Below are 17,385 nucleotides of genomic sequence, written 5' to 3' on the forward strand. Positions count from 1 at the left end.
TGGATTTTTTCGAGTTCGGGGTCGTAGAACTCGCCGAAGAGTTCGGCATCGATCATGGGATCGGGCTTGTCGAACTCTCTGGAGACCCAGGTGACGTTCATGTAGTGATGGAGGTGGATGTTTTCGCTGGTGGCGTTGCCGGCCCAGGTGCCGCAGCCGATCGAGGAGGTCATCGGCATGCCGTTGTTCATGCTGCCGGAGTTGGCCTTGGACTGGGGCTGACGGACCATGATGCGGCCGACGCGAGCGACGGAAGCGAGACGGTGAATGTGATCGTCATCGAAGGAGAAGATGCCGACCGAGTGACCGATGCCGCCGACTTCATGGATGGCCATGATGGTGTCGATGGCGTTCTGGAATTCGCCGCGGTACTGATGGACGGCGAGAACGGTCGAGAGCTTCTCGCGACACCAGACGCCTTCGAGCGACTCGTTGAAGATGCCGGTGCCGTGCGAGGCGATGAGGAACTTGCGGTCTTCAGGAATGGCGAAGCCGGCGTGCTTGGCCATATCGACGGCGGACAAGGCGACGGTGTCGGAGTGACGATGGCATTCGTCGTCCCACATCGACTTGCGCATGGCGTCCTGCTCGGCCGGGCTCATCATGTAACCGCCGACGGCGACGAGTTCCTTGAGCGCGTCTGCCCAGATGCTCTCGTGAATGACGATGTTGCCGTCAGCGGAACAGCCGGAGCCGAAGTCGGAGGTCTTCGAGCGCATGGTGTTGAAAGCGGCCTTGTTGAGATCCTGCTTGGCCGTTTCGTCCCAGATCATCGTGGCATTGCCGGCGCCGACGGCATAGGCCGGGGTGCCGGACATGTAGGCGCGACGGACGACGCCCTGGCCGCCGGTGGCGATGATCAGGTCGACCTTGGTCATCATCGCTTCGGAGAAACCCTTGTTGATCTTGCCCTTGTAGCCGAGGATCTGGACGAGATCCTCCGGGGCGCCGACGCGGCGCAGGCCTTCGCGCATCAACTCGATCGTCTTGCGGCTGGTCTTGAGCGTGCGCGGATGCGGACAGAAGATGATGGCATTACGCGCCTTGATCGCGTAAATGGCATTGCCGGCCGGGGTCAGGTCGGGGTTGGTGGCAGGAATGACGCAGCCGATGACGCCGACCGGCTTGGCATACTTGACGATGCGCTTCTCGGGAATCTCCTCGATGATGCCGACGGACTTCTCGCGCAGACAGTCGCGCAGGATGCCGCGAATCTTGAAACGCTTGGCCTCGCGGCTGATCGGATCGCCAAAATCGCTCTCGGAAATGCCGAGGAGCACCAGTTCATGGAAAGTCTTGGAATTGGCCACGATCTGCGCAATCGACTGGATCGTCCGGTCGATCGACGCCTGGTCCCACTTCTCGAACTCGCGCTGCGCCTTGTCAGCCCGTGCAAACGCCTCGTCCAGCTCCTGAATCTGCTCCGGCGTGCACTTCAGCTCCGCGTAGCGCTCCGCCATGTCATTTTGTCTGCTCATGTCCGCTCCTGTGTTTTGATGATTACGTTCGTTCCGGTCCTGGATCGACACTCTTTTTTGCCCATGGTAGGAGCAAGCTGCGCGCGTTGCATTGCTGAAAGTTGACTATTGCGCGACAATCGCGCAATAGTGTTCGTTAATCGCGCAAATTACGTTAGGAAATAGCGATGATTGAGAAAATTGATCTCGACAAGCGCGACTGGATCGCCGGTCTGGAAAAGGGGCTGAGGGTCATCGAGGCCTTCAACGACGCGCATCCGCGCCTGACCGCCTCGACCGCGGCGCGGCGTACCGGCATCACGCGCTCGGCCGCGCGCCGCTATCTGCTGACCTTGCAGCATCTCGGCTACGTCGACAGCGACGGTCAGCATTTCTGGCTGACGCCCAAGGTGCTGCGTCTCGGCTGGTCGTATTTCGATTCGGCCAAGGTCCCGCGTGCCGCGCAACCGCACCTGCAACGCATCAGCGTCGCCCTTGGCGGGGCCGCCTTCTTCGCCGTCCTCGACGAGGATGACGTCGTCTTCGTCGCGCGCGACGGCTTCAGCCAGATCCAGAATGTCGGCTTCGTGCTCGGTGCGCGGCTGTCGGCGAATCTCGTCGCCGCCGGTGTCGCCATGCTGTCCTGCCAGTCGCCGGCCGAGATCGACCATTGGCTGTCGGGGCGCAAGTTCGTCGCCTATACGCCGCACACGGCGACGACCGAGGCGGCGGTGCGCGAGAACATCAATAATGCGCGCAATCGCGGTTACGCGCTGCTCGAACAGCAATTGACGCTGTCGGTGCGCGGCATCGCCGTGCCGATCCGCAAGCGCAGCGGCGAGATCGTCGGCGCCGTCAGCGTCAGCCTGCCGATGGAAGGCGAGACCTCGGAGCGTGCCGTGGCGCGGGCCTTGCCGCTGCTGCGCGAGGCCGAATACGCGCTGATGTCGGCATTTTGAGAAAGCGGTGATCCAGTCGCTGCGATTGCGGCGGCAGAGGATATACTGTCGTCAATAACGCAGGCGCCGGCCGGTCCGGCGCGATAAATCGCAGGACGAGACACGCAGGAGGTGGAATGGAACATCACGCTGACCACGAATCGATTCCCGAGCTGATCAATCCGATCGGCATGGACGGGATCGAATTCATCGAATTCACGACATCGCGTCCGCAAGCCCTCGGCGAGGTACTTGAACGCATGGGCTTTCGACCGGTGGCGCGGCACCGCTCGCGCGAGGTCGAGCTGTACCGCCAGGGATCGATGAACATCGTGATCAATTCGCAGCCGGCCGATCTGCCGCGCACGGTGTCGCCGGTCGAACATCCGATCATCAGCGCCATGGCCTTCCGCGTGCGCGACGCCGAGGCGGCGTTCCAGCGTGCGAAGGACCTTGGCTGCTGGGACGTGCCGCCGCGGGCGCAGGCGCTGGAACTCAATATTCCCGGCATTCACGGCGTCGGCGAAAGCTTGATTTATTTTGTCGACCGTTATGACGAATTCTCGATCTTCGACATTGATTTTCGCACCATTCCCGGCGTCGAGCGCCATCCGCCGGCGATCAACAACCTGAGTTTCTTCGGCGTCGTGCAGTATGTCGGCGTCGAGCGCGCCGAGGACTGGGTCGAGTTTTACCGCCAGATTTTCGGCTTTACCCGCATCCCGGATAACGTCCGCTACGGCATCATGCCGCGCGGCGTGCTGCTGCAAAGCCCGTGCCGCAGTTTCTTCCTGCAGTTGATCGAGCCTGAGGGCGCGGCGCAGTTCGCGGCGATGGAAGAGAACCTGCAGCGGATCGGCCTCGGCACGCCCGATGTGTTCGGCACCGCCGCCGAACTCGAAAAGCGCGGCATCGAATTCCTGTCGACCGAGCGCGTCCGCACCACCGAGCGCGGCGCGCTGACGACCGCCTTGCTCGGCGGCGTGATGTTCGAACTGGTCCATACGTCTCCCGATACGCAAGCCACGAAATCATGAATTTCAACGATTTTGGCATCGATAGCGCCTCGCTCGCCGGCTCGCTCGAGACGCGTCTGGCGGCGGCCAAGCGGGCCGGATTTACCCAGATCATGATTTCGGCGGCCGATATCGTCGGCCATCCGCAGGACACCGAAACCGCGGTGCAGGCCATCCGCAACAGCGGTCTGCGCGTCACCGGGCTGGAGGCGCTGCGCGATTTCGAGGGGCTGGGCGGCCGCATGCACGAGTACAAGGTCGATGTCGCCAAGTCGATGCTGACCCTGTGCGATCGTATCCAGAGCCGTCTGCTGATGACCGAAGCCTCATCCTCGACCCATGCCGATACCGATCCCGAGAAGATCGCCAAGGATCTGCGCAAGCTGGCCTTCCTCGCCTTGCCGAAAGGCATCCGCATTGCTTACAAGGGCTTGTCCTGGAGCCGCACGGCCAAGGATTTCATCGCTGCCGCCGATATCGTCGGCCTGGCCGATTGTCCGAATCTCGGCCTCGCCATCGACGTCTTCGACATCATCGCCGCCGGCGTGCCGGTCGAAGACCTCGACGCGATCTTCACGCCGCGCGTTTTCCTCGTCCAGCTCTCCGATTTCATGCTGCAGGAAGTGCGCTCTCCCGAAGAAGAGATCATGACCGCAGCGCGCTTCCGGGTGTTCCCGGGCGAGGGCGCGCACAGCGACATTCTCTCGAAGTTCGTCGTCAAGCTGGAGGATAACGGCTATTTCGGCGATTACAGCTTCGACGTTTACAACAGCGACTATCTGCAGATGCCGCCCGAGGAAATCGCGTTGCGCGCCCGTCGTGCCGCCGACTGGCTCGGCGAGACGGTGCTGCGGCGGACGCTGCCGGTTCCCAATATGGAGCGCCTGCGGCTAGCCGGCCGGCATTGACGTGTGCCGGAGGCTGTTCTTGCCACTGTCCTTACGTATCGGCGGCGTTTCTGGTATCCTTCCGACGCCGAAACGGCGGCCCCGGCGGGGCAAATGCCGTTTTTAGCCGCCATTGCAGAAGGCGAACGCCAGTTCGCCTTTTTTATTACTGACATCAGGCCATCATCATGTTTGACGCCGTACGCAACAATCAAAGAATCGTTCAGATTTTCCTGGGGCTGATCACCTTGCCGTTCGCCTTCTGGGGCGTCGACTCCTATGTCCGGAATTCGGGTGCCGGCAGCGATGTCGCCAGTGTCGGCGACACCAAGATCACCGTGCCGCAATTCGATGCTGCGCTGCGCGAGCGCCAGGACCAGATGCGTCAGGCGCTTGGCCAGAATTTCCGGCCGGAGATGCTGAATACGCCGGACGCCCGTCTGAGCGTGCTCAACGGCATGATCGACCAGCGCCTGCTGCTGATCGAGTCGAGCAAGAACCGGCTCGTTACCACCGACGAGGCGCTGCGCGACGTCATCGCCAAGATCCCGGCCTTGCAGGACGACGGCAAGTTCTCGATGGAAAAATACGAACGCGTGCTGCGCGCCCAGGGCATGTCGCAGCCGCAGTTCGAAGCCAAGCTGCGCCAGGATCTGACGATGCGGCAGCTGATGGGCACGGTCGGCGATTCGGCCTTCGTCGCCCGGGCGCAGGCCGACACCGTCACGAACCTGCAGCTTGAGGAACGGCAGTTCAACGAGTTCCGCTTCCCGGCCGAGCAGTTCCTCGACAAGGTCAAGCTCGCGGCCGACGCGGCGCAGAAATACTATGACGAGAACAAGGCACAGTTCGAAATCGCCGAGCAGGTCAAGGCCGAGTTCCTGATCCTGTCGCAGGACGCGATCCAGTCGCAGGCGACGGTCAGCGACGCCGAGGTGAAATCCTGGTACGAGAGCCACAAGGACAAATACCAGCAGGCGGAAGAGCGCCGTGCCAGCCATATCCTGATCATGGCCAAGAGCGAGGGCGAGAAGGCGGCGGCCAAGGCGAAGGCCGAGGACGTGCTCAAGGAAGTGCGCAAGGCGCCGGCGAAGTTCGCCGAGTTCGCCAAGCAGTATTCGCAGGATCCCGGTTCGGCCAAGTCCGGCGGCGATCTCGGCTATTTCGGCCGCGGTTCGATGGTCAAGGCCTTCGAAGACACCGTCTTCAAGCAAAAGGAAGGCGAGATTTCGGACGTGCTCGAATCGGAATTCGGTTACCACATCATCAAGCTGACCGGCATCAAGCCTGGCAAGGTGCGTTCGCTTGACGAGGTGCGTGCCGACATCGAAAGCGACCTCAAGCGGCAGACGGCGACGCGCAAGTTCGCCGAGGCGGCGGAAGCCTTCAACAACATGGTGTATGAGCAGTCCGACAGCCTCCAGCCGGCGGCGGAGAAATTCAAGCTCAAGATCCAGCAGAGCGGCTGGCTGAAGAAGAATCCCGACCCGCGCGAAGCGGCGGCGCTCGGGCCGTTCGCCAACGAGAAGATTCTCGGCGCGCTGTTCTCGGAAGATTCGATCAAGGGCAAGCGCAATACCGAAGCCTACGAGATCGCCCAGAACACGCTCCTGGCGGCGCGGGTGCTCGAGCATGTGCCGGCCTCGACGAAGCCCTTCGAGTCGGTTCGCACCGATATCGAAAAACTGCTCAAGCTGCGTGAAGCGGCGAGCCTCGCGCAGGCCGCCGGTGAAGCGCGTCTCGAGGAACTCCGCAAGGGGGGCGATGACAAGCTGGCGTGGTCGGCAAGCAAGCAGGCCTCGCGCATGGCGCCGCGCGATTTGTCGCCGGTCGCCGTCCGGGCGCTCTTCAAGGCCGATACCCAGAAGCTGCCGGCCTATGTCGGCGCCAGTGCGGGCAACGGCTACGCGATCTACAAGATCGTCAAGGTGGGCATGCCGGAGAAACTCGACGAGGCGCGTCGTCAGGCGCTGCGCAACGAATACACGCGGATTCTGGCGCAGGAAGAGTTGTCGGCGTATGTCAATGCGCTGCGCGCCCGGACCAAGATCGACATCAACACGGCCGTGCTGGAATCGCGCGAGTCGCGCTGATCCTGTCGGTTATAAGCGCTCGGGGAATGACAGCGTTCCCCGGCGCGAGAGGATAAAAAAACGCCGATGGCTTGCCATCGGCGTTTTGCTTTGCGCGCTTGCGCGGCGCGGATCAGGCCGGTAGCGGATCGGTATTGCCGAGCGCGGTGGTGTTGAGGCCGCCGTCGACGTAGGTGATTTCGCCGGTGATGGCGCTGGCGAGATCCGACAGCATGAAGGCAGCGACGTTGCCGACTTCCTCGATCGTCACGTTGCGGCGCAGCGGCGCGTGGTGTGCGTTGTAGGCGAGCAGCTTGCCGAAGTTGCCGATGCCCGAGGCGGCCAGCGTCTTGATCGGGCCGGCCGAGATGGCGTTGGCGCGGATGCCCTGCGGGCCGAGGCAGAAGGCGAGGTAACGGGTGGCGGCTTCAAGGCTGGCCTTGGCGAGGCCCATCGTGTTGTAGTTCGGCATCGTGCGCACGCCGCCGAGGTAGGTCAGCGCCAGCAGGGCCGGATTGTTGCCCTTGAGCAGCAGCGGACGGGCGGCCTTGGCCAGCGCCGGGAAGCTGTACGACGAGACGTCGTGGGCGATGCGGAAGGCGTCGCGCGTGATGCCGTCGAGGAAGTCGCCTTCGATGGCTTCGGTCGGCGCGTAGGCGATCGAGTGCACCATGCCGTCGAGGCCTTCCCAGTGCTTGCCGATCTCGACGAAGAGTTGGTCGATCTGTGCGTCGTCGGAGACGTCGCAGGGGAAAATCAGCGTACTGTCGAATTCGGCCGCGAACTTGGCGACGCGCTCCTCGAAGCGCTCGTTCTGATAGGTGAAGGCGAGCTTGGCGCCCTCGCGGTGGCAGGCCTTGGCGATGCCGTAGGCAATCGAATGCTTGGACAGAAGGCCCGTGATCAGAATGCGCTTGTCTGCAAGAAATCCCATGTGTTCTCCAATGGCGAGTGCTAACGTTCTAACGGATGAATCCGTCCGGCCGTGTCCGGCCGGGATTCGTCAGGTGCGCATTATAGGGGATTTTGGCGGCAATGCCCGGATGGGCGTCAGGGGCTTGCTACAGTGCCTTTTTATCGTCCGCCGGTTGGCCATGCGCGGGCGCCTCGGGTTAAACTCCGTCCATGTCCCTTTTGCGTCTGATTGTATTGCTGGCAGGCGCGGCCCTGCTGGCCGCCTGCGACAGCGAGCAGAACGATCCGTATCCAGCCGCCGAGCGCGGGCAGGCGATCCTCTATTCGGCCTTCACCGAACGGCCCAAACACCTCGATCCGGCGCAGTCCTACACCGAGGACGAAAACACCTTCATCGCCCAGATCTACGAACCGCCGCTGCAGTATCACTATCTCAAGCGGCCCTACACGCTGATTCCCGGCGCTGCCGAGCAGGTGCCGACGCCGGTTTACTACGATGCTGCCGGCAAGCGCCTGCCGGCCGATGCGCCGGCCGCGTCGATCGCGCGCAGCGTTTATGAAATCCGCCTGCGTCCGGGCATCCGCTACCAGCCGCATCCGGCCTTCGCCGTCGGCGACGACGGCCGCCCGGTTTACGAGACGATCGATGCGGCGATGCTGGCGAAGGTCGAGCGGATCGCCGATTTTCCGCGCACCGGTACGCGTGAATTGACCGCCGACGACTATATCTACCAGATCAAGCGCCTCGCCCATCCGCATCTGCATTCGCCGATCTTCGGCATGATGGCGGCGCACATCGTCGGCTTGCGCGAACTCGGCGACGCGCTGCAGCAGGCGGCCAAGGCGAATCCCGACGCCTGGCTCGACCTCGACCGCTTCCCGCTGCCCGGCGTCGAGCGTATCGATCGAAGCACCTACCGCGTCACGCTCAAGGGCAAGTATCCGCAATTCCTCTACTGGCTGGCGATGCCGTTCTTCGCGCCGGTGCCGCGCGAGGTCGATCGTTTCTACAGCCAGCCGGGCATGGCGGCGAAAAATCTGTCGCTCGACTGGTACCCGGTCGGTACTGGGCCGTTCATGCTGACCGAGAACAATCCGAACCGGCGCATGGTGCTCGACCGCAATCCGAATTTCCACGGCGAGACCTACCCCTGCGAAGGCGAGGCCGGCGACCGCGAGGCCGGGCTGCTCGCCGATTGCGGCAAGCCGCTGCCCTTGATCGACCGTGCCGTGTTCTCGCGCGAGAAGGAAAGCATCCCGTACTGGAACAAGTTCCTGCAGGGCTACTACGATGCGTCCGGCATTGCCTCGGACAGCTTCGACCAGGCCGTGCGCCTCGCCGTCGGTGGCGACGTGGCGCTGACCGACGAGATGCAGGCCAAGGGCATCCGGCTGCTGACGAGTGTGCGCACCTCGACCTTCTACATGGGCTTCAACCTGCTCGACCCGGTCGTTGGCGGCAAGGACGGCGTCGGCGAGGCGCGGGCGCGCAAGCTGCGCCAGGCGGTGTCGATCGCCGTCGATCAGGAGGAGTTCATCTCGATCTTCATGAACGGGCGCGGGATTCCGGCGATGAGTCCCTTGCCGCCCGGCATCTTCGGCTTTGTCGAGGGCGAGGGCGGCATCAACCCGGTGGTTTACGACTGGATCGACGGCCGTGCCCGGCGCAAATCGGTCGAGGCGGCGCGCACGCTGCTCGCCGAGGCCGGTTGGCCGAACGGGCGCGATGCGAAAACCGGCGAACCGCTCGTCCTCAATCTCGATACCACCGGCGGCGGCATGGGCGACAAGTCCCGGCTCGACTGGCTGACGCGGCAGTTCGCCAAGATCGACATCCAGCTCGTCGTGCGCTCGACCGATTTCAACCGCTTCCAGGAGAAGCTGCGCAAGGGTGCCGTGCAGCTCTATTACCTCGGCTGGAACGCCGACTATCCCGATCCGGAGAATTTCTTCTTCCTGTTGGCGGGGGCCGAAAGCAAGGTGGCGCAGGGCGGCGAGAACGCTTCGAACTATGCCAGTCCGGCCTTCGATCGTTTGTTCGCCGAAATGAAAGATATGGACAACACGCCGCAGCGCCTCGATATCGTCCGGCGCATGAACCGCCTGCTGCAGGAAGACGCCCCCTGGGTGTTCGGCTTCCATCCGAAGAGCTATACGCTTGGTCACGCCTGGCTGCTCAACCGCAAGCCGAACGATGTCGCCAACAATATCCTCAAGTACCAGCGCATCGACGTCGCCGCCCGCGCCGCCGCGCGTCATGCCTGGAACGCGCCGGTGCTGTGGCCGCTGGCAGCCTTGCTGGCCGTCGGTCTCGCCATCCTGGTGCCGGCCGTCGTCGCCTATCGCCGGCGCGAACGGCGCAATGCGCGGGGGAACGATGGCCGATAGTCCCGGTTTCGTGCTTGCCGACGACAATCGCCGCACGATCTGCGCCCGGCGTTCTTCCGTCCGCCGCGGGTTTCAGGTGTTTCTCGACGATGCGTCGCTGGATCCCGAGTGCGGGCGACTGCGCCAACGCCTCGGCATCGCCGCGCCGCTTGAGGCATAATCCGTCGTCATGTTCGCCTACCTCGTCCGCCGCTTGCTCTATGCGATTCCGATCCTGATCGGGGTGAATCTGATCACCTTCGCGCTGTTCTTCATCGTCAATACGCCCGACGACATGGCGCGCATGCAACTCGGCGTCAAGCGCGTGACGGCCGAGGCGATCGAAAAGTGGAAGGCCGAGCGCGGCTACGACAAGCCGCTCTTCGTCAATGCGCAGGCCTCGGGCGTCGGCGTCGTCACCGAGACGATCTTCTTCACCAAGTCGGCACGGCTTTTCGTCGGCGATTTCGGCCGTGCCGAGGACGGCCGCGACATCGCCCGCGAGATCCGGACACGCATGGGGCCGTCGCTGGCGATTGCGTTGCCGACCTTCGTGCTCGGCTTGTTCGTCACCGTCTGCCTGGCGCTGATGCTGGCGTTCTTCCGCGCGACGCCGCTCGATTTCTGGGGCGTCGTGCTGTGCGTGGCGATGATGTCGATTTCCGGGCTGTTCTACATCATCGGCGGGCAATACCTGATCAGCAAACTGTGGCGGCTGGTGCCGATCTCGGGCTTCAGCGCCGGGCTCGATGCCTGGAAATTCCTGATCCTGCCGGTGTTGATCGGCGTCGTCTCGGGCATCGGTTCGTCGACGCGCTGGTATCGCACGATCTTCCTTGAGGAGATCGGCAAGGATTACGTGCGGACGGCACGTGCCAAGGGACTCTCCGAACTCGCCGTGCTGTTCCGGCATGTGCTGCGCAATGCGCTGATCCCGATCCTGACCGGCGTCGTCGTCGTCATTCCGTTGCTCTTCATGGGCTCGCTGCTGACCGAATCCTTCTTCGGCATTCCCGGTCTCGGCAGCTACACGATCGACGCCATCCAGGCGCAGGATTTCGCCGTCGTCCGGGCGATGGTCTTCATCGGTTCGGTGCTCTACATCGTCGGCCTGATCCTGACCGACCTCTCGTATAGCTGGGTGGATCCGCGGATCCGCTTCGAATCATGAGCATCCAGCCCGTCCTGCTCTGGTCCGACGCGCTGATCTGGCTGCTGGTGCTGGGCGTCGTCGCCTTCGGCTGGGCCTCGTCGCGCACGCCGCCGTTGCGCGCCGCCTGGCGGCGTGTCGGTCGCAACCGGCCGGGCATGGCGGCGGCGACGGTGCTCCTCGTCTTCGTTCTCATTGGCCTGCTCGATTCGCTGCATTACCGTCCGCCGCTGGCGAACCGGACGCCGGACCAACCGGCCGCGTATTCGATCGAGGTGTTGTCGGCGCTCGATGCGCTGGCCGCGCCGCTGCGCACGCGCATGGAGAAAACTTACTCGGCGCCGCTGGCGACGCGCGCCTATGCCAAGGAGTCGATCGAGGTCCGCGACGCCGGCGGTGCCGTGCACGCCGTCCGTGATTTTCCGCGCCTGGCCTTTGGCGGCGCGCATCTCGGCGAGGACGAAGCGCAGCGCGATGCCGATGTGCTCGGCCGCGTCTTGGCCGCCGAAGTGGTCGCGCTGGCCCTGATCCTGGTGGTTTCCGGCGTCGGCGCTGTGCTGCTGGCGCGTCGGCAGGCGATCCCCTGGCCGCAGGCCGTCCGCCGACTCTGGCGCGGTGACACCGATATCGCCTGGAACGCGGTGCTGTTCAGCCTTGGCGCGCTCGCGCTGACGGCGGCGCCGCTGCTGGCGCTGTGCGTCGATTACCATGTTTTCGGCACCGACAAGGTCGGGCAGGACGTCTTCTACCAGGTGCTGAAAAGCGTGCGCACGGCGCTCGTCATCGGCCTCGTGACGACGCTGGTGACGCTGCCGATCGCTGTTGCTCTCGGCATTCTCGCCGGCTACTGGCGCGGCTGGGTCGATGACCTGATCCAGTACCTCTACACGACGCTGTCCTCGATTCCCGGCGTGCTGCTGATCGCGGCAGCGGTACTGATGATGCAGGTGGTGATCGACACGCATCCGCAGTGGTTCGCCACCGCCGCCGAACGTGCCGACCTGCGCCTGCTGGCGCTCTGCCTGATCCTCGGCATGACCAGCTGGACCGGACTCTGCCGCCTGCTGCGCGGCGAGACGCTGAAGTTGCGCGAGCTCGAATACATCCAGGCGGCGCAGGCCTTCGGCGTCGCCGACCTGCGCATCCTGGCGCGCCATATCCTGCCCAATCTGATGCACCTCGTCATCATCGCGCTGGTCATGGATTTCTCCGGCCTCGTCCTGTCCGAAGCGGTGCTGTCCTATGTCGGTATCGGCGTCGATCCGACGACGATCAGCTTCGGCACGATGATCAATAACGCGCGCATGGAACTGGCGCGCGAACCGATGGTGTGGTGGTCGCTGGCGGCGGCCTTCTCCTTCATGTTCGCGCTGGTGCTGGCCGCCAATGTGCTGGCCGACGCCGTGCGCGACGCCTTCGATCCACGGGCGGCCGTCGCATGAACGCGCCAATGAAGAACGATGACCTGCTGCTGCGCGTGCGCGACCTGCGCATGGGCTTTGCCGCCGGTCGCGGCGGCCAGGTGCTGACCGCCGTCGATGGCGTCAGCTTCGACCTGCGCGCCGGCGAGACGCTGGCGCTGCTCGGCGAGTCGGGTTGCGGCAAGTCGGCGACAGCCTTGTCGCTCCTGCGACTGTTGCCGCCCGCCGGGCGCGTGCTCGGCGGCGAGGTCGATTTCGCCGGCAGCGATCTCCTGCGCCTGTCGGAAGCCGAGATGCGCAGCGTGCGCGGCGGCGGCATGGCGATGATCTTCCAGGAACCGGCGACGAGTCTCAATCCGGTGCTGACGGTCGGTCGCCAGATCGGCGAGGTGCTTGAACGCCATCGCGGGCTGTCCGGCACGGCGGTCGCGGCGCGCGCGCTTGAGTTGCTCCAGGCGGTCGGCCTGTCCGACGCCGAACGGCGTCTCGGCGAATATCCCTTCCAGCTCTCCGGCGGCATGAAGCAGCGCGTGATGATCGCCATGGCGCTGGCCGGCGAGCCGCGGCTGCTGATCGCCGACGAGCCGACCACCGCCCTCGACGTGACGATTCAGGCGCAGATCCTCGATCTGCTGCGCGGCCTGCAGGACGAGCGGCGCATGGGTATGCTGCTGATCACGCACGATCTTGGCGTCGTCGCGCGCATGGCGCAGCGGGTCGGCGTCATGTATGCCGGCGAGATCGTCGAGGAAGCGCCGCGCGAGATTTTCTTCACCGCGCCGCGCCATCCCTACACGCACAAGCTGTTCGCCGCCTTGCCCGACGTGGCGGCGCGCGGCCGCGCGCTGGAAACGATTCCCGGCCAGGTGCCGCCGCTGTCGGCGATGCCGGCCGGTTGCCGCTTTGCCGACCGCTGTCCGCATGTCGAGGTGCGCTGTCGCGAACGGTCGCCGGGCTGGACCGATCTCGGCGGCGGACATCGCGTGCGTTGTCACCGGTTCGCGGAGATCGCGCCGGCCCATCGCGGCGATCCGGGTGTTGCCGTGATGCCGCCGGCGATGCCGACGCCGTCGCTGCTCACGGTCGATGCGCTCAAGGTGCATTTTCCGATCCGGCGTGGTTTGCTGCGGCAGACGGTCGGCCACGTCAAAGCCGTCGATGGCGTTTCGCTCGAACTCGGTCGCGGCCGCACGCTGGCGCTGGTCGGCGAATCGGGTTGTGGCAAAACGACCGCCGGCAAGGCGATCCTGCGTCTGATCGAACCCACGGGTGGCAGCGTGCACCTCGATGGGCGCGAACTGACCGGTTTGCCGCGCGCGGCGCTGCGGCCCCTGCGACGGCAGATGCAGATGGTTTTCCAGGACCCGTTCGCCTCGCTCAATCCGCGTCTGACCGTCGGCGATATCCTGGCCGAAGGCATGCAGGCGCTGGCCATCGGCGACGCCGGGCCGGAGCGCGCCGCGGCGATCGCGCGTCTGCTCGGGCAGGTCGGCCTGCCGGTCGATGCCGCCGGGCGCTATCCGCACGAGTTTTCCGGCGGGCAGCGACAGCGCATCGCCATCGCCCGCGTGCTCGCCGTGCAGCCCGACCTGATCGTCTGCGACGAGCCGACGTCGGCGCTCGACGTCTCGGTCCAGGCGCAGATCCTCAACCTGCTGAAATCGCTGCAGGAATCGCTCGGCCTTGCCTTCCTGTTCATCACCCACAACTTCGCCGTCGTCGATTACCTCGCCCACGACGTCGCCGTCATGTATCTCGGACGTATCGTCGAACGCGGCCGCGTCGACGAGGTGCTGCGCGCGCCGCGCCATCCCTATACGCAGGCGTTGCTGTCGGCGGTCCCGAGCCCCGGTCTCGACGATCGTCCTGTCATACGCCTGGCGGGCGAGACGCCGTCGCCGGCGAAGCCGCCGTCGGGATGCCATTTTCATCCGCGTTGCCCGCGCGCAAGCGAACTGTGCCGGACTTCGTATCCCGACGAACGGTCGTTTTCCGTGTCGCATCGGGTAAACTGCCACCATGCATGAACCGACGCGCCTTCTCTATGACGAAGGCGCAATCCGGTCGCACTTTTTTGACATGAGGATGCAATGAAAATATCGATTTTCGGCATGGGCCGCGTCGGTTCGTCGATCGCCGCTGCGCTGGTTTCCGAACAACTGTGCAAGACGCTGGTGCTCGTCGATCTCAATCGCGACCTGGCGCGCGCGGAGGCGATGGACCTGCACCACGCCGCCTGTGTCGGCGGTTCGCCGATGCGGATTCTCGGCGGTGACGTCACTGACAGCGCCGATTCCGACATCGTCATCGTGACCGCGTCGGTGAGCCTGCCGCCGGGCGTCACCGACCGTAACCACTATGCGACCGGCAATGGCGCGCTGATGCGCAAGCTCTTGCCGGAGATCGCCCGGCGCAGCCCGTCGGCGATCCTGCTGATGCTCTCGAATCCGATGGATGTGCTGACGAGCTATGCGCTCGAAGTGACGGGTTTCCCGTGGGAGCGCGTCATCGGCAGCGGCACGCTGCTCGACACGGCGCGCTGGCGCGCGGCGATTTCGGGCTATACCGGTGTGCACAGCAATGACATCCGTGCCTACATCCTCGGCGAACACGGGCCGCACATGGTGCCGCTCGTCTCCTCGGTGAATCTTGCCGGCGAACTCGCCGACGACGTCGGCTACCAGCGCGAACTGGCGCGGCGGGCGATGGAGGAGGGCGTCGAGGTCTTCCGGATCCGTGGCTATACCAACCACGCCATCGCGCGCGCGGCGGCGATGATCGTCGGCGCCATCGTCCATGACAGTCGCCAGACGATGCCGGTGTCGGTGTGGTCGGACGGCTACGCCGGCATCGACGGCGTCTGCCTGTCGCTGCCCTGTGTCATTGGCCGTAGCGGCGTGCAGCGCATCCTGCATCCGGCGCTCAGCGACGACGAGCGCGAGCAGTTGAGATCGAGCGCCGAGTCGATCCGGACGACGCTGGCGCTCTGCCGCGGCGCCTGAAGCTGGTGTCATGACGCGTTCCTCCCGCGCGCGGGAGGTTTTCTGTATTGCAAAATGAGGGAGTCGTTCGGTGTTTGCCAAAATGAAGCTGTCCACCCGCATGTATCTGCCGGCATTGCTGGGAGCGGCGGGCTTGATCCTGATTTACGTCTTTGCGCTGATGGCGCTCAGGCATTGCATCGTCGAGGGACAGAAGGACAAGATCAAGAATCTCGTCGAATACGCGCATACGCAACTTGAGTATTACGACGGGCTGGCGAAATCCGGCGCGCTGACACTCGAACAAGCCCAGACGCAGGCCAAGGAAAGCCTGCGCAAGGCGCGTTACGACAAGGCCGAGTATTTCTGGCTGAACGATCTGCAGCCGCGCAACCTCATGCATCCGATCCGCCCGCAACTCGAAGGCAAGGACCAGAGCGACAACAAGGATCCGGCCGGAAAACCGATCTATCTCGAATTCGTCAAGGCGGCCAAGGCCGGCGCCGGCTTCGTCGATTACGTCGGCATCAAGCCGGAAAGCAAGTTGCCCGAGGCGAAGATTTCCTACGTCAAGCTCTACGAGCCTTGGGGTTGGGTGGTCGGCACCGGCGTCTATGTCGACGACATGAACGCCGATTTCAAGAGCGAGGCGATCCGGCTCGGCGTCGTCGTACTCGTCACGACGCTGATCCTGATCGTCGTCGGGCGCCTGGTTCGGCGCAGCATCGTCGATGAATTCGGCGGCGAGCCGCGTGATGCGATGCGCATCGCGCGCCAGATGGCGCAGGGCGACCTGACCGGCGAATTCGCCCTGCAGGCGGGCGACCGTTCAAGCCTGCTGTTCGTGCTCTCGCAGATGCAGTCCAATCTGCGCGACCTGTTGTTGGCGATCGAGAAAAATACGCTGGAAGTGCGCGGCAGTCTGGAAACGCTGTCGTCCGAGGCCAATCAGATCAACATGGCGACGCAGTTGCAGTCCTCGGTGGTCAAGGGAACGCGCGAGGGCGTGCTCGAACTGTCGGCGAGCGTGACGACCGTCACCAGCCTCGCCAACGAAACCGAGGTCGGCTCGCAGGAAGTGGCGCGACGCTCGAAGGCGGGCGCGGCGCTGGCCGGCAAGGTCTCGTCGGAGATGCAGAGCATCGCCGCGATGGTGCGCCGCTCGTCGGAGCAGGTGCTGCATCTGGTCGAGCGCATGCATGAAATCGGCAAGATGTCGATCGTCATCAAGGAGATTGCCGACCAGACCAACCTGCTCGCGCTCAATGCCGCGATCGAGGCGGCGCGGGCCGGCGAGCAGGGACGCGGCTTCGCGGTCGTCGCCGACGAGGTGCGCAAGCTGGCCGAACGGACGACGGCGAGCACGGTGGAAATCAGCCAGGTGATGCAGACGATCGAAACCGAGACCGCCGTTGCGGTCAAGGGAATGAACGATGCGGCGCCGGTGATCGCCTCGGGCGTCGAGCAGTCGGATGTCGCCGCCCGCACGCTTCAGGATATCGAAGCCTACGCCATGGCTTCGCTCGACAAGATGCAGCAACTGGTGGCGTCCACCGACATGCAGGCGCGTCGCATCTCGGAAATCGTCGAGCAGATGGACCATGTCTCGCAATCGACGAGCCAGGCCGACGAAGCGATCCGCCAGTCGCACGAAACCTCGCGCGTGCTCGAGCGCGATGCCAACGAACTGTTCCAGATGACGCGGCGTTTCAAGCTCGGCGAGCATGCGACCGGCGCGACGCGGCGCCAGGGCGCGTCGGTGAAGCCGCTGATCGAGTGGTCGCCGGCGCTGGCAGTGGGGTATGCCGAAATCGATACGCAGCACCAGCGGCTCGTCGAGATCGCCAACGCGCTCAATTCGGCGATGCACAACGGCGCCGGGGCGGAGGTGTCGGGGCGTGTGCTCAACGAACTCGTCGACTATACCGTCCGGCACTTCGGCTACGAGGAAGGCGAAATGCGCAAGCATCGCTATCCGCAGAGCGATGCGCACAAGGAAGCGCATCGCAAGCTGGTCGAGGAAGTCAGCGCCTTCAAGGAGAAGTTCGATAGCGGCAAGGCGGCGATCAGCATCGAACTGATGGCCTTCATCCGCGACTGGCTGCTCAACCACATCCTCAAGGTCGACAAGGAACTCGCCGCTTATCTGTCAAAGCGCGCCGGCGGCTGAGCGCCGGTCTC

At 64.4% G+C, this 17,385-nt stretch carries 13 protein-coding genes; 11 read left to right on the forward strand and 2 right to left on the reverse strand.

The window, feature by feature from the left end:
• Positions 1-1,478, reverse strand: a 1,478-nt coding sequence (locus BLR25_RS12380) for an aldehyde dehydrogenase family protein (RefSeq protein ID WP_218122729.1), incomplete at its 3' end; no start/stop codon positions are given.
• A 167-nt stretch (positions 1,479-1,645) separates the two neighbouring features.
• Between BLR25_RS12380 and BLR25_RS12385 the strand changes: the two genes are divergently transcribed.
• The 4 genes from BLR25_RS12385 to BLR25_RS12400 all read left to right on the forward strand — a co-directional run bounded on the left by BLR25_RS12385 (position 1,646) and on the right by BLR25_RS12400 (position 6,391).
• Positions 1,646-2,416: an IclR family transcriptional regulator domain-containing protein gene (locus tag BLR25_RS12385; RefSeq protein ID WP_091938084.1), complete on the forward strand. Its 771-nt coding sequence runs from the start codon at positions 1,646-1,648 to the stop codon at positions 2,414-2,416.
• A gap of 116 nt (positions 2,417-2,532) precedes the next feature.
• Positions 2,533-3,432 carry a VOC family protein gene (locus BLR25_RS12390; RefSeq protein ID WP_091938086.1) on the forward strand — a complete coding sequence of 300 codons (900 nt, stop codon included), beginning with the start codon at positions 2,533-2,535 and terminating at the stop codon, positions 3,430-3,432.
• Positions 3,429-4,319: a sugar phosphate isomerase/epimerase family protein gene (locus tag BLR25_RS12395; protein ID WP_091938088.1), complete on the forward strand. Its 891-nt coding sequence runs from the start codon at positions 3,429-3,431 to the stop codon at positions 4,317-4,319. The genes BLR25_RS12390 and BLR25_RS12395 overlap by 4 nt, the downstream gene beginning before the upstream one ends.
• Before the next feature lie 167 nt (positions 4,320-4,486).
• On the forward strand, positions 4,487-6,391 hold the full coding sequence (locus BLR25_RS12400; RefSeq protein ID WP_091938090.1) for a SurA N-terminal domain-containing protein: 1,905 nt from the start codon (positions 4,487-4,489) through the stop codon (positions 6,389-6,391).
• Between the two features lie 112 nt (positions 6,392-6,503).
• Here the strand turns inward: BLR25_RS12400 and fabI are convergent, their stop codons facing one another.
• A complete protein-coding gene (fabI, locus tag BLR25_RS12405) occupies positions 6,504-7,304 on the reverse strand; it encodes an enoyl-ACP reductase FabI (RefSeq protein ID WP_091938092.1) in 801 nt (266 codons plus the stop codon).
• Positions 7,305-7,495: 191 nt separating this feature from the next.
• Here fabI and BLR25_RS12410 point away from each other — a divergent pair, with 191 nt between their 5' ends.
• From BLR25_RS12410 to BLR25_RS12435, 7 genes are all read left to right on the forward strand, one after another.
• The gene (locus tag BLR25_RS12410) at positions 7,496-9,673 is read left to right on the forward strand and encodes an ABC transporter substrate-binding protein (RefSeq protein ID WP_091938094.1); all 2,178 of its coding nucleotides are present in this window, start codon (positions 7,496-7,498) and stop codon (positions 9,671-9,673) included.
• On the forward strand, positions 9,663-9,833 hold the full coding sequence (locus tag BLR25_RS21285) for a hypothetical protein (protein WP_176785870.1): 171 nt from the start codon (positions 9,663-9,665) through the stop codon (positions 9,831-9,833). Before BLR25_RS12410 ends, BLR25_RS21285 begins: the two co-directional genes overlap by 11 nt.
• A 9-nt stretch (positions 9,834-9,842) precedes the next feature.
• On the forward strand, positions 9,843-10,823 hold the full coding sequence (locus tag BLR25_RS12415; RefSeq protein WP_091938096.1) for an ABC transporter permease: 981 nt from the start codon (positions 9,843-9,845) through the stop codon (positions 10,821-10,823).
• Complete coding sequence (locus tag BLR25_RS12420) at positions 10,820-12,244, forward strand: ABC transporter permease (RefSeq protein WP_091938098.1); 1,425 nt, start codon at positions 10,820-10,822, stop codon at positions 12,242-12,244. The genes BLR25_RS12415 and BLR25_RS12420 overlap by 4 nt, the downstream gene beginning before the upstream one ends.
• 8 nt (positions 12,245-12,252) lie before the next feature.
• Positions 12,253-14,250 carry an ABC transporter ATP-binding protein gene (locus BLR25_RS12425; RefSeq protein ID WP_176785871.1) on the forward strand — a complete coding sequence of 666 codons (1,998 nt, stop codon included), beginning with the start codon at positions 12,253-12,255 and terminating at the stop codon, positions 14,248-14,250.
• A gap of 63 nt (positions 14,251-14,313) precedes the next feature.
• Positions 14,314-15,225 carry a malate dehydrogenase gene (locus BLR25_RS12430; RefSeq protein WP_091938102.1) on the forward strand — a complete coding sequence of 304 codons (912 nt, stop codon included), beginning with the start codon at positions 14,314-14,316 and terminating at the stop codon, positions 15,223-15,225.
• Between the two features lie 82 nt (positions 15,226-15,307).
• Positions 15,308-17,374: a bacteriohemerythrin gene (locus BLR25_RS12435; protein ID WP_143009846.1), complete on the forward strand. Its 2,067-nt coding sequence runs from the start codon at positions 15,308-15,310 to the stop codon at positions 17,372-17,374.
• Positions 17,375-17,385 lie beyond the last annotated feature (11 nt).

The organism is Propionivibrio dicarboxylicus (assembly GCF_900099695.1).
GTDB lineage: Bacteria > Pseudomonadota > Gammaproteobacteria > Burkholderiales > Rhodocyclaceae > Propionivibrio > Propionivibrio dicarboxylicus.